Here is a 14,432-nt window from a genome sequence, read left to right as displayed (position 1 = left end):
GAGCTTGCCGCTCCGGTACGACCGCGCTATCGTCGTGATATCACTTCGATACTAGGAGAGTGTCATGGAGATGCGTCGGGCCTTCCGGTTGAACGGGTTCCTCATGCTGGGGGTCTTCGTCCTGCTGGTCGTCGGAATCGTGCTGGAGTCGCACGCGCTGAGCAGCGGCGCCACCGGGGCCGCGCGGACCGTCATCGGCATCGCGCTGGCGGTCACCATCCTGGCCGCGGTGCTCGCCGCCAGCGGCTTCGTCACGGTGAATCCCAACCAGGCCAAGGTGATCCAGTTCTTCGGCCGCTACATCGGCTCGGTCGACGAGTCCGGCTTCCACTGGGTGACCCCGCTGTCCAGCCGGCGCAGTATCTCGCTGCGCATCCGTAACTTCGAGACCCAGAAGCTGAAGGTCAACGACCTCGACGGCAACCCGGTCGAGATCGCCGCGGTCGTCGTCTACCAGGTGGTGGACAGCTACAAGGCCGCCTTCGCCGTCGACGACTACGAGGACTTCGTGCGCACCCAGTCCGAGACCGCGGTCCGGCACCTGGCCACCACCCACCCGTACCAGACCGACGACGCGAGCACCTCGAGCCTGCGTGACGGCGTGGAGGTCGCGGGTGAGCTGACCACGGAGCTGCGCGCCCGCACCGAACTGGCCGGCATCGAGATCATCGAGGCCCGCATCACCCACCTCGCCTACGCGCCGGAGATCGCCCAGGCCATGCTGGTCCGCCAGCAGGCCGCCCAGGTGGTCGCCGCCCGCAGCCGCATCGTCGAAGGCGCGGTCGGTATGGTCGGCATGGCGCTGGACCGGCTCGCGGAACAGGGCGTGGTCGATCTGGATGAGGAGCGCAAGGCGGCGATGGTGTCCAACCTGCTGGTCGTGCTGTGCGGGGACCGCTCCGCCGCACCCGTGGTCAACGCCGGCACCCTCTACGCCTGATGTCCGCCGCCAAACGCGAGCCGAAACGCGTGCTGCTGCGCCTGGACCCGGCCGTCCACGACGCCATCGCCAAATGGGCGGCCGACGACCTGCGCAGCATCAACGCCCAGATCGAGTACGCGCTCCGGATGGCTCTCCGACAAGCGGGCCGCGAGCCCAAATAGCCGGTCGCGGGCCTCAGTTCGCTTTCTCGGTGACGAAAATGGCTGTGCCCGGGAAGATCTCGCCGCGGAGGGGGCTCCACTGGCCCCATTCGCGGTCGAGCCATTCGGGCCAGTCGGGTTCGATGATGTCCTTCACGATCAGCCCCGCGGCGACGATCTCGCGGACGCGGTCGCCGATGGTGCGGTGGTGCTCGACGTAGGTGGGCTCGCCGTCGGGGCCGACCTCAACATAGGGAGTGCGGTCGAAGTACGGAATGGTGGCGCGCAGGCCGCCGGGGCCCGGGTCGTCGGGGAAGATCCAGCGCATGGGGTGATTGACGGAGAAGACCCAGCGGCCGCCGGGACGCAGGACGCGGTGGACCTCACGCATGACGCGGGCCGAGTCGGCGACGAAGGGGACCCCGCCGAAGGCCGAGCAGGCCAGGTCGAAGGATTCGTCGGCGAACGGCAAATCCTCCGCACCCGCCTGGACCAACGGGACGCGGGGTCCGCCCGCCGCCATCGCGGCCAGGCCGCGGTCGAGCATGGAGCGGGAGATATCGAGGCCGACCGGGTGCGCGCCGTGCGAGGCGAGCCAGCGCGAGCAGGGGGCCGAGCCGCAGCCGATCTCCAGGATCCGCTTGTCCTCTATATCGCCGAGCAGATGCCAGTCACCTTCGTGCAACCCCTCCGGGCACCACACGAACTCGCCGGCGGGGGAGTCCACGCCGAGGAAGTCGGCGTGCGTCTCGTGGTAGGCCGCCGCGTCGGCGTCCCACCACTTGCGGCTGGCGCGCTGACTCGACTCCGAATCGACCTTGGCGCGGGTCACTCCCACCGTGCCGAGCAGGGCATTGGCCTGGGCGTGCCGGGCGTCGTCGGGGGTGGCAGAGTGATCTTCGGACATGGGCACACCCTAGCGAGGCTTGCGATGGGACCCATGTTTGCTTGGTACAACACCCGTCGCGTACGCTGTTTTCCGCGAGTGTCTTCTGTACCCGGTTTCTCGAGACCGCGTAGAGCAGATAATCGTGCTGTGAGTCCGCAAGCTGTCTTTGGAAGTTACAGCCACGGCAGCGTTGTGCAACGTTAGATCCATTGCCCGCTGTTCGCAGCAAAACCGAAAGTCCACATGTCCACTACCGACCACAATCCGTCCGGAGCCTCCCAACACATGCCCACCACTGTCACCTCGCCGCAGGTTGCCGTCAACGACATCGGCACTGCCGAGGACTTCCTCGCCGCCATCGACAAGACCATCAAGTACTTCAACGACGGCGATATCGTCGAAGGCACGATCGTCAAGGTCGATCGCGATGAGGTCCTTCTCGACATCGGTTACAAGACCGAAGGCGTGATCCCGTCTCGCGAACTGTCCATCAAGCACGATGTCGACCCCAATGAGGTCGTTTCCGTGGGCGATGAGGTCGAGGCCCTCGTTCTCACCAAGGAGGACAAGGAAGGCCGCCTGATCCTGTCGAAGAAGCGCGCTCAGTACGAGCGGGCTTGGGGCACGATCGAGGAGCTCAAGGAGAAGGACGAGGCCGTCAAGGGCACCGTCATCGAGGTCGTCAAGGGCGGCCTGATCCTGGACATCGGTCTGCGCGGCTTCCTCCCGGCTTCGCTGGTCGAGATGCGTCGCGTCCGCGACCTCCAGCCGTACGTCGGCAAGGAGATCGAGGCCAAGATCATCGAGCTCGACAAGAACCGCAACAACGTGGTCCTGTCGCGTCGCGCCTGGCTCGAGCAGACCCAGTCCGAGGTCCGCAGCGAGTTCCTGCACCAGCTGCAGAAGGGCCAGGTCCGCAAGGGTGTGGTCTCCTCCATCGTCAACTTCGGTGCCTTCGTGGACCTGGGTGGCGTGGACGGTCTGGTGCACGTCTCCGAGCTGTCCTGGAAGCACATCGACCACCCGTCCGAGGTTGTCGAGGTCGGCAACGAGGTCACCGTCGAGGTTCTCGACGTCGACCTGGACCGCGAGCGTGTCTCCCTGTCGCTCAAGGCGACCCAGGAAGACCCGTGGCGTCAGTTCGCCCGCACCCACGCGATCGGTCAGATCGTGCCGGGCAAGGTCACCAAGCTGGTTCCGTTCGGTGCGTTCGTGCGCGTCGAAGAGGGCATCGAGGGCCTGGTGCACATCTCCGAGCTGGCCGAGCGCCACGTCGAGGTCCCGGACCAGGTTGTCGCCGTCGGCGACGACGCCATGGTCAAGGTCATCGACATCGACCTCGAGCGTCGCCGGATCTCGCTGTCGCTGAAGCAGGCCAACGAGGACTACACCGCCGAGTTCGACCCGTCGAAGTACGGCATGGCCGACAGCTACGACGACCAGGGCAACTACATCTTCCCCGAGGGCTTCGACTCCGAGACCAACGAATGGCTCGACGGTTTCGAGAAGCAGCGTGAAGAGTGGGAGACCCGGTACGCCGAGGCCGAGCGTCGCCACAAGATGCACACCGCTCAGATGGAGAAGATGGCCGCCGACGCCGCCGCCGAGGCTGCCAACGGTGGACCGCAGAACTACTCCTCGGAGTCCGGTTCGCAGGCTGCCGCTTCCTCCTCGGACGCGCCGGCCGGTGGCTCGCTCGCGAGCGATGCGCAGCTGGCCGCGCTGCGTGAGAAGCTGTCGGGCAACGCCTGATTCGCTGATCCGCGTTAAGCGATAACGAAAGTCCCCTGGTCCTCGACCAGGGGACTTTCGTTTACCAGCGGTTCGCTGAGCTGTCATGACGCGCAGGTTGGATACGAACTGGACGCGCGACCGATCCGGGTCGGCGCTGTCCCTTCACTGTCACTTCTAGCGGGAAGGCACCACCGCACCATGGGCGTGTTCGCCGGAGTCAACAGGCGGGAATTTCTGGCGAAAGCCATGGCAGCGGGCGGTGCGGGCGCGCTCGCGTCGGTCGCCGGACCGATCATCGAAAAGGCTTACGCCGCAGACCCGGCGGGTATGGGCGGCCTCGGCGACATCGAGCACTTCGTCTTGCTCATGCAGGAGAACCGCTCCTTCGACCACTACTTCGGCACCATGTCCGGGGTGCGCGGGTTCGACGACCCGTCCCCGGCCTGGAACCAGTACGGGTACACCCCCGGCGTCGGCCCCACCGCGGACGGCTTCCTCAACCCGTTCCGCCTCGACACCACCCGCGGCGCCAGCCTCGACGGTGAGTGCATCAACGACCCGGACCACAGCTGGGCGGCCATGCACAAGGCCTGGAACAACGGCCGCAACGACGGCTGGATGCCCATGTCGATCGCCTCGGTCGGACCCGGAAACGCGCCCGCCGCAATGGGTTACTACACCCAGGCCGACATTCCGGTGCACTGGGACCTGGCCAATGCCTTCACCCTGCTCGACAACTACCACTGCTCGGTGCTCGGCCCGACCGACCCCAACCGGTTGTACTGGATGTCGGCCACCATCGACCCCGAGGGGCGCAACGGCGGCCCGCTGCTCGAGACGCCGACCCTGATCCCGCAGAACGCCTACAGCTGGCGGACCATGCCGGAGAACCTCTCCGATGCCGGCGTCAGCTGGAAGATCTACAACAACCGGGACGTCGGCCCGCTGTCGTCGGTGATCCTGGACGGCATGATGGGCTGCTTCAAGCAGGCCGCCGACCCGAATTCCGAACTGGCCCGGCGCGGTAAGGCCCCGGCCTACCCGCAGGACTTCGCCGCCGACGTCGCCGCTAACCAGCTGCCCGCCGTGTCGTGGGTGATCCCGTCGCTGCTGAACTGCGAACACCCCGCGCTGCCACCGGCTTTCGGCGCGGTCGGCATCATGCAGGTGCTCGACATTCTCACCTCCAACCCGGCGGTGTGGGAGAAGACCGCGCTGATCATCAGCTACGACGAGAACGGCGGCTTCTTCGACCACGTCACCCCGCCGACCGCGCCCGCGGGCACGCCGGGGGAGTACGTCACGGTGCCGATCGACAAGAAGCACGAGGGCATCACCGGTCCGATCGGTCTCGGCTACCGCGTACCGGGCCTGGTCATCTCGCCCTACAGCCGCGGCGGCCTGGTCGCCTCGGAGACCTTCGACCACACCTCGCAGCTGCGACTCCTGGAGCGCCGCTTCGGAGTCGACGTGCCGAACCTGACGGCGTGGCGGCGCAGCGTCACCGGTGACATGACCTCGGCCTTCGACTTCGGTTCCGGCGCCGATGCGTCCAAGCCCGTGTTCGCCCCGGCGGACCGGAAGGTCAACGACGCCATCGCGCAGTGCGGTCCGAACATCGCCCTCGGTACCGCGACCGTCGGCACCCCGTACCCGGTGCCGCCGAACTCCATGCCGCGCCAGGATCCCGGCACCCGGCGCAAGCCCAGCGGCATCGCGTAATTCCGCTGCCGCGTAAGGAGGCACGCGCACAACACAGTGGCTCGGTCCGGTTCGGACCGAGCCACTGCGTATGTATGTGGCGAATCAGGGAGCGGTGCTGGAGATTCCGGCGGAATCAGCCGACAGTGGCAGGCACCCAGCGGCGGACGACGCCGGACTCGGGTGACGGTTTTCGCCTGGCGGTCGCGCTGTGCCGGGCGGGGCTGAACAGCGCGGTCAGCCAGGACCGTCCGTGCTCGGCGAGAGCGGCTGCGACGGCGGGGATCTCGATGCAATGCACGGTGCCCGCCAGGCCCAGACGGTGGCGACCCGTCTGGAGGTTCTTGGTGCTCACTGATGTTCCTTCTCTTGCGTGTTAACCGGCCTGAAGATCGCCTGCGGCGAACAATAGCCGAACAAAAGTGTGAGTCACAGAATTTTGCGGGGCGTGCGCCCCGGCGTGTCGGAATGTTGCCGACAAACGGTCGGGATTGGCCGGAAAAGTTGCGAAATGATCTCACCGGCATCACGGAACGGGCAAGGACTGTGCTTGCAGGTGAAACGACCGGGTCGAGTGGGTAATCCTGACCAGGGTCGAGTGGGTAACCCTGGCACGCGACGGAACCGGCAACGATGCGAGACTGGTCGAATGTTGCGAATCGGTCTCACCGGAGGCATGGGCGCGGGCAAGTCCACCGTGGCCCGCATTCTCACCGAGCGCGGAGCCGTGCTCGTGGACAGCGATGTCATCGCGCGCGAGGTGGTCGCCCCCGGCACCGAGGGCCTGGCCGCCCTGGTCGCCGCGTTCGGCGACGACATCCTCGCCGCCGACGGCAGCCTCGACCGACCCGCCCTGGCGGCCAAGGCCTTCGCCACCGACGAGGCCCGCGCCACCCTCAACGGCATCACCCATCCGCTGGTCGGCAAGCGCACCGCCGAACTCATCGCCGCCGCGCCCGCCGACGGCATTGTGGTGCAGGACATTCCGCTGCTGGTCGAGAACGGCCTGGCGCCGTTCATGAACCTGGTGGTCATCGTGGACGCCGCCGAGGAGACCCGGCTGCGCCGCCTGGTGGAGTTCCGCGGCATCGACGAGGCCGACGCCCGCGCCCGCATCGCCGCCCAGGCGACCGACGCCCAGCGTCGCGCCACCGCCGACGTCCTGCTCGACAACAATGGCGCGACCGGCCTGATCGACGCCGAGGTGCACCGGCTCTGGGACGAGCGCCTCGTGCCCTTCGAGCGCAATCTGCGCACCCGCACGCCCGCCGCGCGGCCGGAACTGCCCGTGGTGGAAGCGAATCCGGAATGGCCCGCGCAGGCGCGGCGGGTGATCGCCCGCCTCGCGCTGGCGTGCGCGGCCGACGCGGCGAGCATCGAACACGTCGGGGCGACCGCCGTGGCCGGCAAGCCCGCGGCCGACGTCCTCGACATCCGGATCACGGTCGCGACCGGGGTGGGCCCGGACTCGCTCCGGGATCGCCTGGCGGACATCGGTTTTCCGCCCGTCGCTGCCGACGATCCGCTGGCCGCGGGCGTCGAGCTCGCGGCGGGGGAGCGGCTGCACGCCAATGCCGACCCGGGCCGGGCGGTCACCCTGATCATCGGCGCCTGACCGACGAAATAGGGGCCGTCGACACCCCTCGGTGCGGACGGCCCCTGGTTTCTCGGTCTACATCCAGGTCAGCGTGATGCCCTGGGCGGCCAGCCAGTCCTCGAAACTGTGTCCGTGCGCGGCGATTCCGTCGATGGTCGCGGTGGCGGACTCGATGGCCTGCTGGGCCTCGGCCAGGGTCAGGTAGTCGGCGGCGTGGGCGGCCAGCAGCTCGTCCACGTCGAGTAGCTCCACCTCTCTGCCCTGACGCACCACCAGGTCCAGGTAGTGGTCCACCGACTTCCACCGCTTCGGCCCGACCTGCGCGAACTCGCCGATGTCGATGTAGTAGTCCTGGTCGCGCAGATGCGCGGGGGTGAAGTGGAAGACGGTGGCGCGCAACGACACCGTGGGCAGCAGCCAGGATTCGATGTAGTGGAACTCGGGGTGGTCCGAGGTGCGGGCCATGTACAGCCCCCACGGCTCCACCTGGTAGCGCTCCACCTGCCGCACGAAACCCTTGGGATCGATATTGGTGAGCTCGTCGATATTGAAGTACTCCACCTTGGGTCGGTGCAGATCCACCGCGGGCGCCCGAGTCATGTCATTCAGCATCGCCTGTCGAGCGGCGGCCGTCCAGGGGAGCGGGGGTGGCGTCGCCCGCAGATTGCTGGAATCCGGCGTGGAGCGGGGCGAATATCCCGAAAACTCTATTTGAAGCGAACATGTTTCGCTATTGTTCGATTGCGCTGTATCGTCGCGCACGACTACCCGCCGTTCGTGGGCGGGCTCAACCGTAAGGGAATACCTGCATGAGCGAACAGAAAACCCGTGCCCGCCGGGTCGGCATGGGCCTCACGACCTTCGGTGCCGTGGCCGGGACCATCGTCCTGGCGGCGCCCCAGGCCGGAGCGTGGCCGACCGGCCTCGAGGTTTCCGGCACCAGCCACAATGTCGGCTGCTCCTACACGCTGACCGCGTCGATCGACGTCGACCGGCTGCTGTCGGTGGCCTTCCGTGACAATGGCACCGAGCTGCCGGGCAGCCCGGTCACCCCGTCGCTGCTGAGCGGCAAGGTCACCATCAACTGGACTCCGAGCACGGCGGGCAAGCACACGCTGACCGTGACCCAGACCCTGATCTCGAAGTCGATCGACGTCGACGTGGCCGAGGCCAACCCGCTGACCAGCACCGGCAGCGTCGGCTGCGGTCTGAGCAGCGGCTCGAGCAGCCTGTTCCCGAGCCTGTCGGGCGGTCTGAACGGCCTGCTGCCGAGCATCTCCGGCTAGTCGGAGGGCGGAGATACCCGCAAGACCTCGCCCGGTCCGGATCCATCCGGACCGGGCGTTCGCGTTCTCTGGGCGGTGCCCGGGGTCAGAGCCAGGTGAGGGTGACGCCCTTGGTGGCGAGCCACCGGTCGACATCGTGCCCGCAGGCGCCGAGGCCGTCGACCACGGCGGCCGCCCGCTCGATGGCCCGATGGGTCTGCGCGGTGTCGAACTGGCCGGCAGCGTGCGCGGTCAGCAGGTCGTCGATGCCGAGCAGTTCGGGCGCGCGGCCGGGGCGGGCCACCACGTGGAGATAGTGACTCTCGGCGCGCCACTTCTTGTCCTCGTACGGCCCGTACTCGCCGATGTCGAGGTAGTGGGTCTGGGTCCGATCGTGGCCCGGACGCAGGTGATACACCGTGGCGCGCAGCGACAGCTCGGGCAGCAGCCAGGACTCGACGTAGTGGTACCGCGGATTGTCCACTGTCCGTTCGATATACAGACCGAACGGTTCGGCGTGTAAACGCTCCACGGGGTGCAGAAACCCGCGATAATCGGTCCACGACAGATCCGCGAGATTGAAATACTCGAGTCTGGGGCGATGCGGGGACACCGCGGGGGTGCCGTCGGTCGTCCGGTGCGGGCGCGCGCCATTGGTGGAATTCCGCTGTGGCGTAAACAAACCGGTCATCGCCATGCCTTCTCTCGAATCGTGCGACCAGCGAGCTCAGAGTACACCTGGAACCGGGGATTCAAACCGTCGTGAACGGACTGAGATCTACGCGACACCGATCGGCCCGGACGGCCTGAAATCCGTTGGGGTAAAGGTCAATTCGGACATTGGAAGTCCTTTACCGAAATGAGTACCGGACTAGAGAATTCGGAGCCGTCGCGCGATTGGACGGGTGTGCCCCGTGCGGGCAGCCATCGCGCGGCGACGTGACCGCGGGCACTGCCGATCGCGACCGGGGGCACGGTCGGGTCCGCCCTCGGTGAACAGGCGAGCGGCTGTGTGTTCTTGTCGGTGGTCCGTCCTAGGCTGGTCCCATGGCTTTCGCAACCGAGATCCCGGACGACCTGCCGCTGGCCCATTCGGAGCATCGGCCCATCGGCGAGGTCGAGCGGACCGACAGCCAGTTCCAGGTGGTCAGCGAGCACGTTCCGGCCGGTGACCAGCCGGCCGCCATCGCCGAGCTCGAGCGGCGCATCCGCTCGGGGGAGAAGGACGTGGTGCTGCTCGGCGCCACCGGTACCGGCAAGTCCGCGACCACGGCCTGGCTGATCGAGCGGTTGCAGCGGCCCACCCTGGTCATGGCCCCCAACAAGACCCTCGCCGCACAGCTGGCCAACGAGCTGCGTGAGATGCTGCCGAACAACGCGGTCGAGTACTTCGTCTCGTACTACGACTACTACCAGCCCGAGGCCTACATCGCGCAGACCGACACCTATATCGAGAAGGACAGCTCGATCAACGACGACGTGGAGCGGCTGCGCCACTCGGCGACCTCGAGCCTGCTCTCGCGCCGCGACGTGGTGGTGGTCGCGTCGGTGTCGTGCATCTACGGCCTCGGCACCCCGCAGTCCTACCTCGATCGGTCGGTGCAGCTGGAGGTCGGCACCGAGATCGATCGGGACCGGCTGCTGCGCCTGCTGGTGGACGTGCAATACACCCGCAACGACATGTCGTTCACCCGCGGCAGTTTCCGGGTGCGCGGCGATACCGTCGAAATCATTCCCTCGTACGAGGAATTGGCGGTGCGCATCGAATTCTTCGGCGACGAGATCGAGGCGCTCTACTATCTGCACCCGCTGACCGGTGATGTGGTGCGCCAGGTGGATATGGTGCGGATTTTCCCGGCCACTCATTATGTGGCGGGTCCCGATCGTATGGAACGCGCGGTGCACGACATCGAGGCCGAACTCGAGACGCGGCTCGCGGATTTGGAGAAGCAGGGCAAACTGCTGGAGGCGCAACGGCTTCGGATGCGCACCCAATACGACCTGGAGATGATCAAGCAGGTCGGTTTCTGCTCGGGTATCGAGAATTACTCGCGGCATATCGACGGGCGGCCCGCGGGTTCCGCGCCGGCCACGTTGCTCGATTACTTCCCCGACGATTTCCTGCTCGTCATCGACGAATCCCACGTGACCGTGCCGCAGATCGGCGGCATGTACGAGGGCGACATGTCCCGCAAGCGGAACCTGGTCGAGTACGGCTTCCGGCTGCCGTCGGCGGTGGACAACCGGCCGCTCACCTGGGAGGAGTTCGCCGAGCGGATCGGTCAGGCGGTGTATCTGTCGGCCACTCCGGGCCCCTACGAATTGGGCCAGACCGGCGGCGAGTTCGTCGAACAGGTGATCCGCCCGACCGGCCTGGTCGACCCGCACGTGGTGGTCAAGCCGACCAAGGGACAGATCGACGATCTGGTGCACGAGATCCGGCTGCGGACCGAACGCGACGAACGCGTGCTGGTCACCACGCTGACCAAGAAGATGGCCGAGGACCTCACCGACTATCTGCTGGGACTCGGTGTGCGGGTGCGGTATCTGCACTCGGAGATCGACACCCTGCGCCGCGTCGAATTGCTGCGGCAGTTGCGCTTGGGCGAATACGACGTACTGGTCGGCATCAACCTGCTGCGCGAGGGCCTGGACCTGCCCGAGGTGTCGCTGGTCGCCATTCTGGATGCCGACAAGGAGGGCTTCCTGCGGTCCTCCACCAGCCTCATCCAGACCATCGGCCGCGCGGCGCGCAATGTGTCCGGTGAGGTCCACATGTACGCGGACAAGATCACCGACTCCATGCGCCACGCCATCGACGAGACCGAACGCCGCCGGGCCAAGCAGGTCGCCTACAACGAAGAGCGCGGTATCGATCCGAAACCGTTGCGCAAGAAGATCGCCGACATTCTGGACCAGGTGTACCGCGAGGCCGAGGAGACCGAGGTCGAGGTGGGCGGCTCCGGCCGCAATGCCAGCCGTGGCCGCCGTGCCCAGGGCGAGCCCGGACGGGCGGTGAGCGCCGGTGTCTACGAGGGGCGCGACGTGCGGAACATGCCGCGCGCCGAACTCGCCGACCTGATCAAGGACATGACCGCGCAGATGATGAGCGCGGCCCGGGAGCTGCAGTTCGAGCTGGCCGGTCGCCTCCGCGACGAGATCGCCGACCTGAAGAAGGAACTACGCGGCATGGATGCCGCCGGGTTGTCGTGAGGCGGAAGTCGTACGGCGGTCCTTCGAATGCCGGCGCGACAACTGATTTCGGGGCGGTGGGGGTAACTCGCCGGGTACGCCCGAAATCGGTTCGGCACCCGACCGCCGGCACGGGTTGCCCAGTGCTGACGGCTCTGAGCCGCCCGCTAAAGGCTCGGGGAGGCGGAATTGGCCATCCATTCGTTGACTCGGCGTTCGGCTTCCTCGCGGGAGACGTCCTCGACGCGGGTCATGACGATCCAGCGGTGGCCGAACGGGTCCATGACGCGGCCGTAGCGGTCGCCGGTGACGAAGGTCTGCGGCTCGGAGACGAAGCGGGCTCCGTTCTCGGTGGCCAACTTCGAGACCGCGTCCACATCGGGGCAGTAGTGCACCACGCTGGTGTGGACCCAGTCGTCGGCGGGTGCGCGCAGGCCCTCGTCGGGGATCGGCATGCCGACCTGGATGGTGGAGTCGCCGATCAGCAGTTCGGCGTGCGCGGCCTGGCCGTCGGGAAGATCGTTGCGGCTCAGCACCTTCGCGCCGAACACGGCGCTGTAGAAGTCGATGGCCGCATTGGCGTCGGGGACGGCCAGGAAGCAGGTGATGGAGTGGTAGTCCTGCGGGATCGGATTCACTGTTTCGCTCATGGCCACTACCTTCCTCGGCGCGGCCGCGATGGTCTTGTAAGAAAGCGACAGGGGCGATGACCAGCGCTGACAATCCCGAAAACCGGTTCGCGCCACGGCCGGTGCCACCGCCGGAGACGGCCAAGGGCATCCTGCGACCCCGCCAGCAAATCGCGACCAGCAACCACGCCCGGCTGCCCGCGGGCGCACGGGTGTCGCGCTATGTCGAGTGGTACTGGGCGGTCCGCTGGGACCGCGGCGGCGAACCGCCGTTCTATGCCGAGGTGCTGCCGTACCCGTGCGTGAACCTGACCTTCGAGCGCACCCACGAACGCACCGGCGCCTTCGTCACCGGCGTGTGGACCACCAAGTACGTGCGCGAATTGGCCGGGGCGGGTGAGACGTTCGGGGTGAAGTTCCGGGCCGGCGGCTTCGGCGCATTCACCGGGTTGGATGTGGGCGCGCTCAGCGACACTTCGGTCCCGGCGGCCGAGATCTTCCCCGCCGCCGACACCCTGGCCGAGGCCGTGCTCGCCACCGACGACGCGCTGCTGCGCCGCGAGTTGATCGAGGATTTCCTGGTGGCGGCCCAGGGCGTCGAGGGCGACCAGGAGGCCTACCGGCAGGTCCTGACGATCATCGAGGCCATGGAGCACGATCCCGACCTGACCCGGGTGGACCAGGTCACCGAGCGTTTCGGCATCCCGATCCGCACCCTGCAGCGCCTCTTCCGCCGCTATGTCGGGGCGGGGCCGAAGTGGGTCCTGCGCCGCTATCGGCTGCAGGACGGCGCGCACCTGCTGGCCGAGGGCCGCACCTCGGACCTGGCCGCGCTGGCCCTCGAACTCGGTTATTTCGATCAGGCGCACTTCTCCAACGAGTTCGCCAAGGAGATCGGAATGCCTCCGCTCGAATACGCCCGCATCTCGCTACCATCCTGACAAACTGACTGGTACGGGAATAGCGGTGAGCCTGATGAAGTTGGTTGCCATGTCATCCAATGGCACATCGATCATCGAAGGAGCGGGCCATGGACGTGCTGGTGTTGATCGGACGGATCCTGTTCGCGTTTCTCTTCCTCGGCTCGGGCTTCGGGCATCTGGCGCAGCGTGAGTCGATGGCGCAGTACGCGCAGTTCAAGGGCATACCCATGCCCACGCTGGCGGTGCCCGCCTCGGGCGTGCTGCTGCTGGCCGGCGGGTTGAGCGTGCTGCTGGGCGTCTGGGCCGACCTCGGCGCACTGCTGCTGATCCTGTTCCTGGTGCCGACCGCCTTCCTCATGCACGCCTTCTGGAAGGAGACCGATCCCGAGGCGAAGCAGGGCGAGATGGTGCACTTCAACAAGGACATCGCACTGGCGGGCGCGTCGCTCATGCTGTTCGCCTTCTTCGCCCACGTCGGTCACGATCTCGGATTGACGCTCACCGGACCGCTTTTCGACCTCTCCTAGGAAATCCGCCGCGACCGGCAAAACGACGTCACTGATTCCCGGGCCGTTCGTTGTGACATGACACAACGAACGGCCCGCGGACATTTCGGGCTTGTGACGAATCTCCCAGGCGTGCAAGGCTGTTGGCATTGTGTGTTCCGCGTCGCGATCGCCGGGAAATTCGCTGGTAGCCGGGGCCGTGTTCGGAGCGTGCCGGGAATGTCACAGTCGCCGATCCCGCCACGCGGTGTGATGTGTTGCGATATCGAATATTTCCGCCGGTTATGCCGCTATTGTCAGGCGAAGTTGCCGCGGTGAAAACCCCACTGTCGAGGAATCCGCGGCCCCGACCCTTGTACTTGGAGGAGAAATGACCGCCTACCGGACGATCGTCGTCGGTACCGATGGCTCGGACTCGTCGTACGTCGCCGTCGAGCGGGCCGCGGCTCTGGCCGGCGACGAGGGCGCCACGCTGTACATCGCCTGCGCCTACTTCCCGACCGACGACCGCGATGTCGCCGCGGCCGCGGACGTGCTGAAGGACGAGGCCTACCAGGTGCGCGGCTCCGCGCCCACCAGTGAGATCCTGCGCGTCGCCCGCGACAAGGCCGTCGCCCTCGGCGCGGTGAACGTCGTGGAGAAGCCCGTCGTCGGCGAGCCGGTCGAGTCGCTGCTGGACCTGGTGAAGGACGTGGAGGCCGACCTGCTGGTCGTCGGTAACCGCGGCCTCAACACCCTGGCCGGTCGCCTGCTCGGCTCGGTGCCCTCGGACGTGGCCCGCAAGTCGCGCTGCGACGTGCTGATCGTGCACACCGTGCGCTGACGCTCGACGAACGAAGCGAAGCGGCCGGGCCCCGAGGGCACCGAGCCGAGCAGGCGACCGGCCAGGGTGTTGAGGCCGCGGTTACCGACG

The 14,432-nt window shown here is 67.1% G+C and carries 14 protein-coding genes and 1 pseudogene; 10 read left to right on the top strand and 5 right to left on the bottom strand.

The genetic code is table 11. The features are described 5' to 3' along the window. Nucleotides 1-64 precede the first annotated feature (64 nt). Both ABZ382_RS34510 and ABZ382_RS34505 read left to right on the top strand, forming a co-directional pair. Nucleotides 65-940, top strand: a complete 876-nt coding sequence (locus tag ABZ382_RS34510; protein WP_357097859.1) for an SPFH domain-containing protein — start codon at nt 65-67, stop codon at nt 938-940. After that, complete coding sequence (locus tag ABZ382_RS34505) at nt 940-1,104, top strand: hypothetical protein (protein WP_357097856.1); 165 nt, start codon at nt 940-942, stop codon at nt 1,102-1,104. Before ABZ382_RS34510 ends, ABZ382_RS34505 begins: the two co-directional genes overlap by 1 nt. A gap of 13 nt (nt 1,105-1,117) precedes the next feature. On the opposite strand, the gene ABZ382_RS34500 is transcribed toward ABZ382_RS34505, so the two are convergent. Continuing rightward, nucleotides 1,118-1,990, bottom strand: coding sequence for a methyltransferase domain-containing protein (locus tag ABZ382_RS34500; protein ID WP_357097854.1), 873 nt, complete (start codon nt 1,988-1,990; stop codon nt 1,118-1,120). Between the two features lie 267 nt (nt 1,991-2,257). Here ABZ382_RS34500 and rpsA point away from each other — a divergent pair, with 267 nt between their 5' ends. Both rpsA and ABZ382_RS34490 read left to right on the top strand, forming a co-directional pair. Next, the gene (gene rpsA, locus ABZ382_RS34495; protein ID WP_357097851.1) at nt 2,258-3,724 is read left to right on the top strand and encodes a 30S ribosomal protein S1; all 1,467 of its coding nucleotides are present in this window, start codon (nt 2,258-2,260) and stop codon (nt 3,722-3,724) included. Between the two features lie 180 nt (nt 3,725-3,904). After that, nucleotides 3,905-5,428: an alkaline phosphatase family protein gene (locus ABZ382_RS34490; RefSeq protein ID WP_357097848.1), complete on the top strand. Its 1,524-nt coding sequence runs from the start codon at nt 3,905-3,907 to the stop codon at nt 5,426-5,428. Between the two features lie 115 nt (nt 5,429-5,543). Here the strand turns inward: ABZ382_RS34490 and ABZ382_RS34485 are convergent, their stop codons facing one another. Beyond that, nucleotides 5,544-5,762, bottom strand: coding sequence for a hypothetical protein (locus tag ABZ382_RS34485; RefSeq protein WP_357097845.1), 219 nt, complete (start codon nt 5,760-5,762; stop codon nt 5,544-5,546). 294 nt (nt 5,763-6,056) lie between these two features. Here ABZ382_RS34485 and coaE point away from each other — a divergent pair. Further along, nucleotides 6,057-7,013, top strand: a pseudogene (gene coaE / locus ABZ382_RS34480) (dephospho-CoA kinase); the annotation flags it as partial. Between the two features lie 66 nt (nt 7,014-7,079). On the opposite strand, the gene ABZ382_RS34475 reads toward coaE, so the two are convergent. Beyond that, on the bottom strand, nt 7,080-7,604 hold the full coding sequence (locus ABZ382_RS34475) for a DUF402 domain-containing protein (RefSeq protein ID WP_357097843.1): 525 nt from the start codon (nt 7,602-7,604) through the stop codon (nt 7,080-7,082). Nucleotides 7,605-7,813: 209 nt separating this feature from the next. Between ABZ382_RS34475 and ABZ382_RS34470 the strand changes: the two genes are divergently transcribed. Continuing rightward, nucleotides 7,814-8,290 carry a hypothetical protein gene (locus ABZ382_RS34470; protein WP_357097840.1) on the top strand — a complete coding sequence of 159 codons (477 nt, stop codon included), beginning with the start codon at nt 7,814-7,816 and terminating at the stop codon, nt 8,288-8,290. 85 nt (nt 8,291-8,375) lie between these two features. Here ABZ382_RS34470 and ABZ382_RS34465 read toward each other — a convergent pair whose 3' ends face one another. Next, nucleotides 8,376-8,960 (bottom strand): DUF402 domain-containing protein, encoded by a 585-nt coding sequence (locus tag ABZ382_RS34465; RefSeq protein ID WP_357097837.1) that lies wholly within the window; start codon nt 8,958-8,960, stop codon nt 8,376-8,378. Nucleotides 8,961-9,316: 356 nt separating this feature from the next. Here ABZ382_RS34465 and uvrB point away from each other — a divergent pair, with 356 nt between their 5' ends. Then, a complete protein-coding gene (gene uvrB / locus ABZ382_RS34460; RefSeq protein WP_357097834.1) occupies nt 9,317-11,482 on the top strand; it encodes an excinuclease ABC subunit UvrB in 2,166 nt (721 codons plus the stop codon). A 146-nt stretch (nt 11,483-11,628) separates the two neighbouring features. Here uvrB and ABZ382_RS34455 read toward each other — a convergent pair whose 3' ends face one another. Further along, nucleotides 11,629-12,111, bottom strand: a complete 483-nt coding sequence (locus ABZ382_RS34455; RefSeq protein ID WP_357097831.1) for a VOC family protein — start codon at nt 12,109-12,111, stop codon at nt 11,629-11,631. 56 nt (nt 12,112-12,167) lie between these two features. Here ABZ382_RS34455 and ABZ382_RS34450 point away from each other — a divergent pair, with 56 nt between their 5' ends. The 3 genes from ABZ382_RS34450 to ABZ382_RS34440 all read left to right on the top strand — a co-directional run bounded on the left by ABZ382_RS34450 (nt 12,168) and on the right by ABZ382_RS34440 (nt 14,342). Further along, nucleotides 12,168-13,031 (top strand): helix-turn-helix domain-containing protein, encoded by an 864-nt coding sequence (locus ABZ382_RS34450; RefSeq protein ID WP_357097828.1) that lies wholly within the window; start codon nt 12,168-12,170, stop codon nt 13,029-13,031. 89 nt (nt 13,032-13,120) lie between these two features. Next, the gene (locus ABZ382_RS34445) at nt 13,121-13,540 is read left to right on the top strand and encodes a DoxX family protein (protein ID WP_357097825.1); all 420 of its coding nucleotides are present in this window, start codon (nt 13,121-13,123) and stop codon (nt 13,538-13,540) included. 349 nt (nt 13,541-13,889) lie between these two features. Beyond that, nucleotides 13,890-14,342, top strand: coding sequence for a universal stress protein (locus tag ABZ382_RS34440; RefSeq protein WP_357097823.1), 453 nt, complete (start codon nt 13,890-13,892; stop codon nt 14,340-14,342). Nucleotides 14,343-14,432 lie beyond the last annotated feature (90 nt).

This window comes from Nocardia sp. NPDC005825 (assembly GCF_040630175.1).
Lineage (GTDB): Bacteria > Actinomycetota > Actinomycetes > Mycobacteriales > Mycobacteriaceae > Nocardia.
The sequence above is the reverse complement of the archived record's forward strand: the minus strand, read 5'-3'. Positions and strand labels throughout refer to the sequence as shown.

Excerpts from the sequence above, each read along its gene's own strand:
- uvrB (WP_357097834.1), top strand. The coding sequence starts at position 9,317 with ATGGCTTTCGCAACCGAGATCCCGGACGACCTGCCGCTGGCCCATTCG.
- rpsA (WP_357097851.1), top strand. The coding sequence starts at position 2,258 with ATGCCCACCACTGTCACCTCGCCGCAGGTTGCCGTCAACGACATCGGC.
- ABZ382_RS34475 (WP_357097843.1), bottom strand. The coding sequence starts at position 7,604 with ATGACTCGGGCGCCCGCGGTGGATCTGCACCGACCCAAGGTGGAGTAC.
- ABZ382_RS34450 (WP_357097828.1), top strand. The coding sequence starts at position 12,168 with ATGACCAGCGCTGACAATCCCGAAAACCGGTTCGCGCCACGGCCGGTG.
- ABZ382_RS34470 (WP_357097840.1), top strand. The coding sequence starts at position 7,814 with ATGAGCGAACAGAAAACCCGTGCCCGCCGGGTCGGCATGGGCCTCACG.
- ABZ382_RS34505 (WP_357097856.1), top strand. The coding sequence starts at position 940 with ATGTCCGCCGCCAAACGCGAGCCGAAACGCGTGCTGCTGCGCCTGGAC.
- ABZ382_RS34490 (WP_357097848.1), top strand. The coding sequence starts at position 3,905 with ATGGGCGTGTTCGCCGGAGTCAACAGGCGGGAATTTCTGGCGAAAGCC.
- ABZ382_RS34510 (WP_357097859.1), top strand. The coding sequence starts at position 65 with ATGGAGATGCGTCGGGCCTTCCGGTTGAACGGGTTCCTCATGCTGGGG.
- ABZ382_RS34440 (WP_357097823.1), top strand. The coding sequence starts at position 13,890 with ATGACCGCCTACCGGACGATCGTCGTCGGTACCGATGGCTCGGACTCG.
- ABZ382_RS34455 (WP_357097831.1), bottom strand. The coding sequence starts at position 12,111 with ATGAGCGAAACAGTGAATCCGATCCCGCAGGACTACCACTCCATCACC.
- ABZ382_RS34500 (WP_357097854.1), bottom strand. The coding sequence starts at position 1,990 with ATGTCCGAAGATCACTCTGCCACCCCCGACGACGCCCGGCACGCCCAG.
- ABZ382_RS34445 (WP_357097825.1), top strand. The coding sequence starts at position 13,121 with ATGGACGTGCTGGTGTTGATCGGACGGATCCTGTTCGCGTTTCTCTTC.
- ABZ382_RS34465 (WP_357097837.1), bottom strand. The coding sequence starts at position 8,960 with ATGACCGGTTTGTTTACGCCACAGCGGAATTCCACCAATGGCGCGCGC.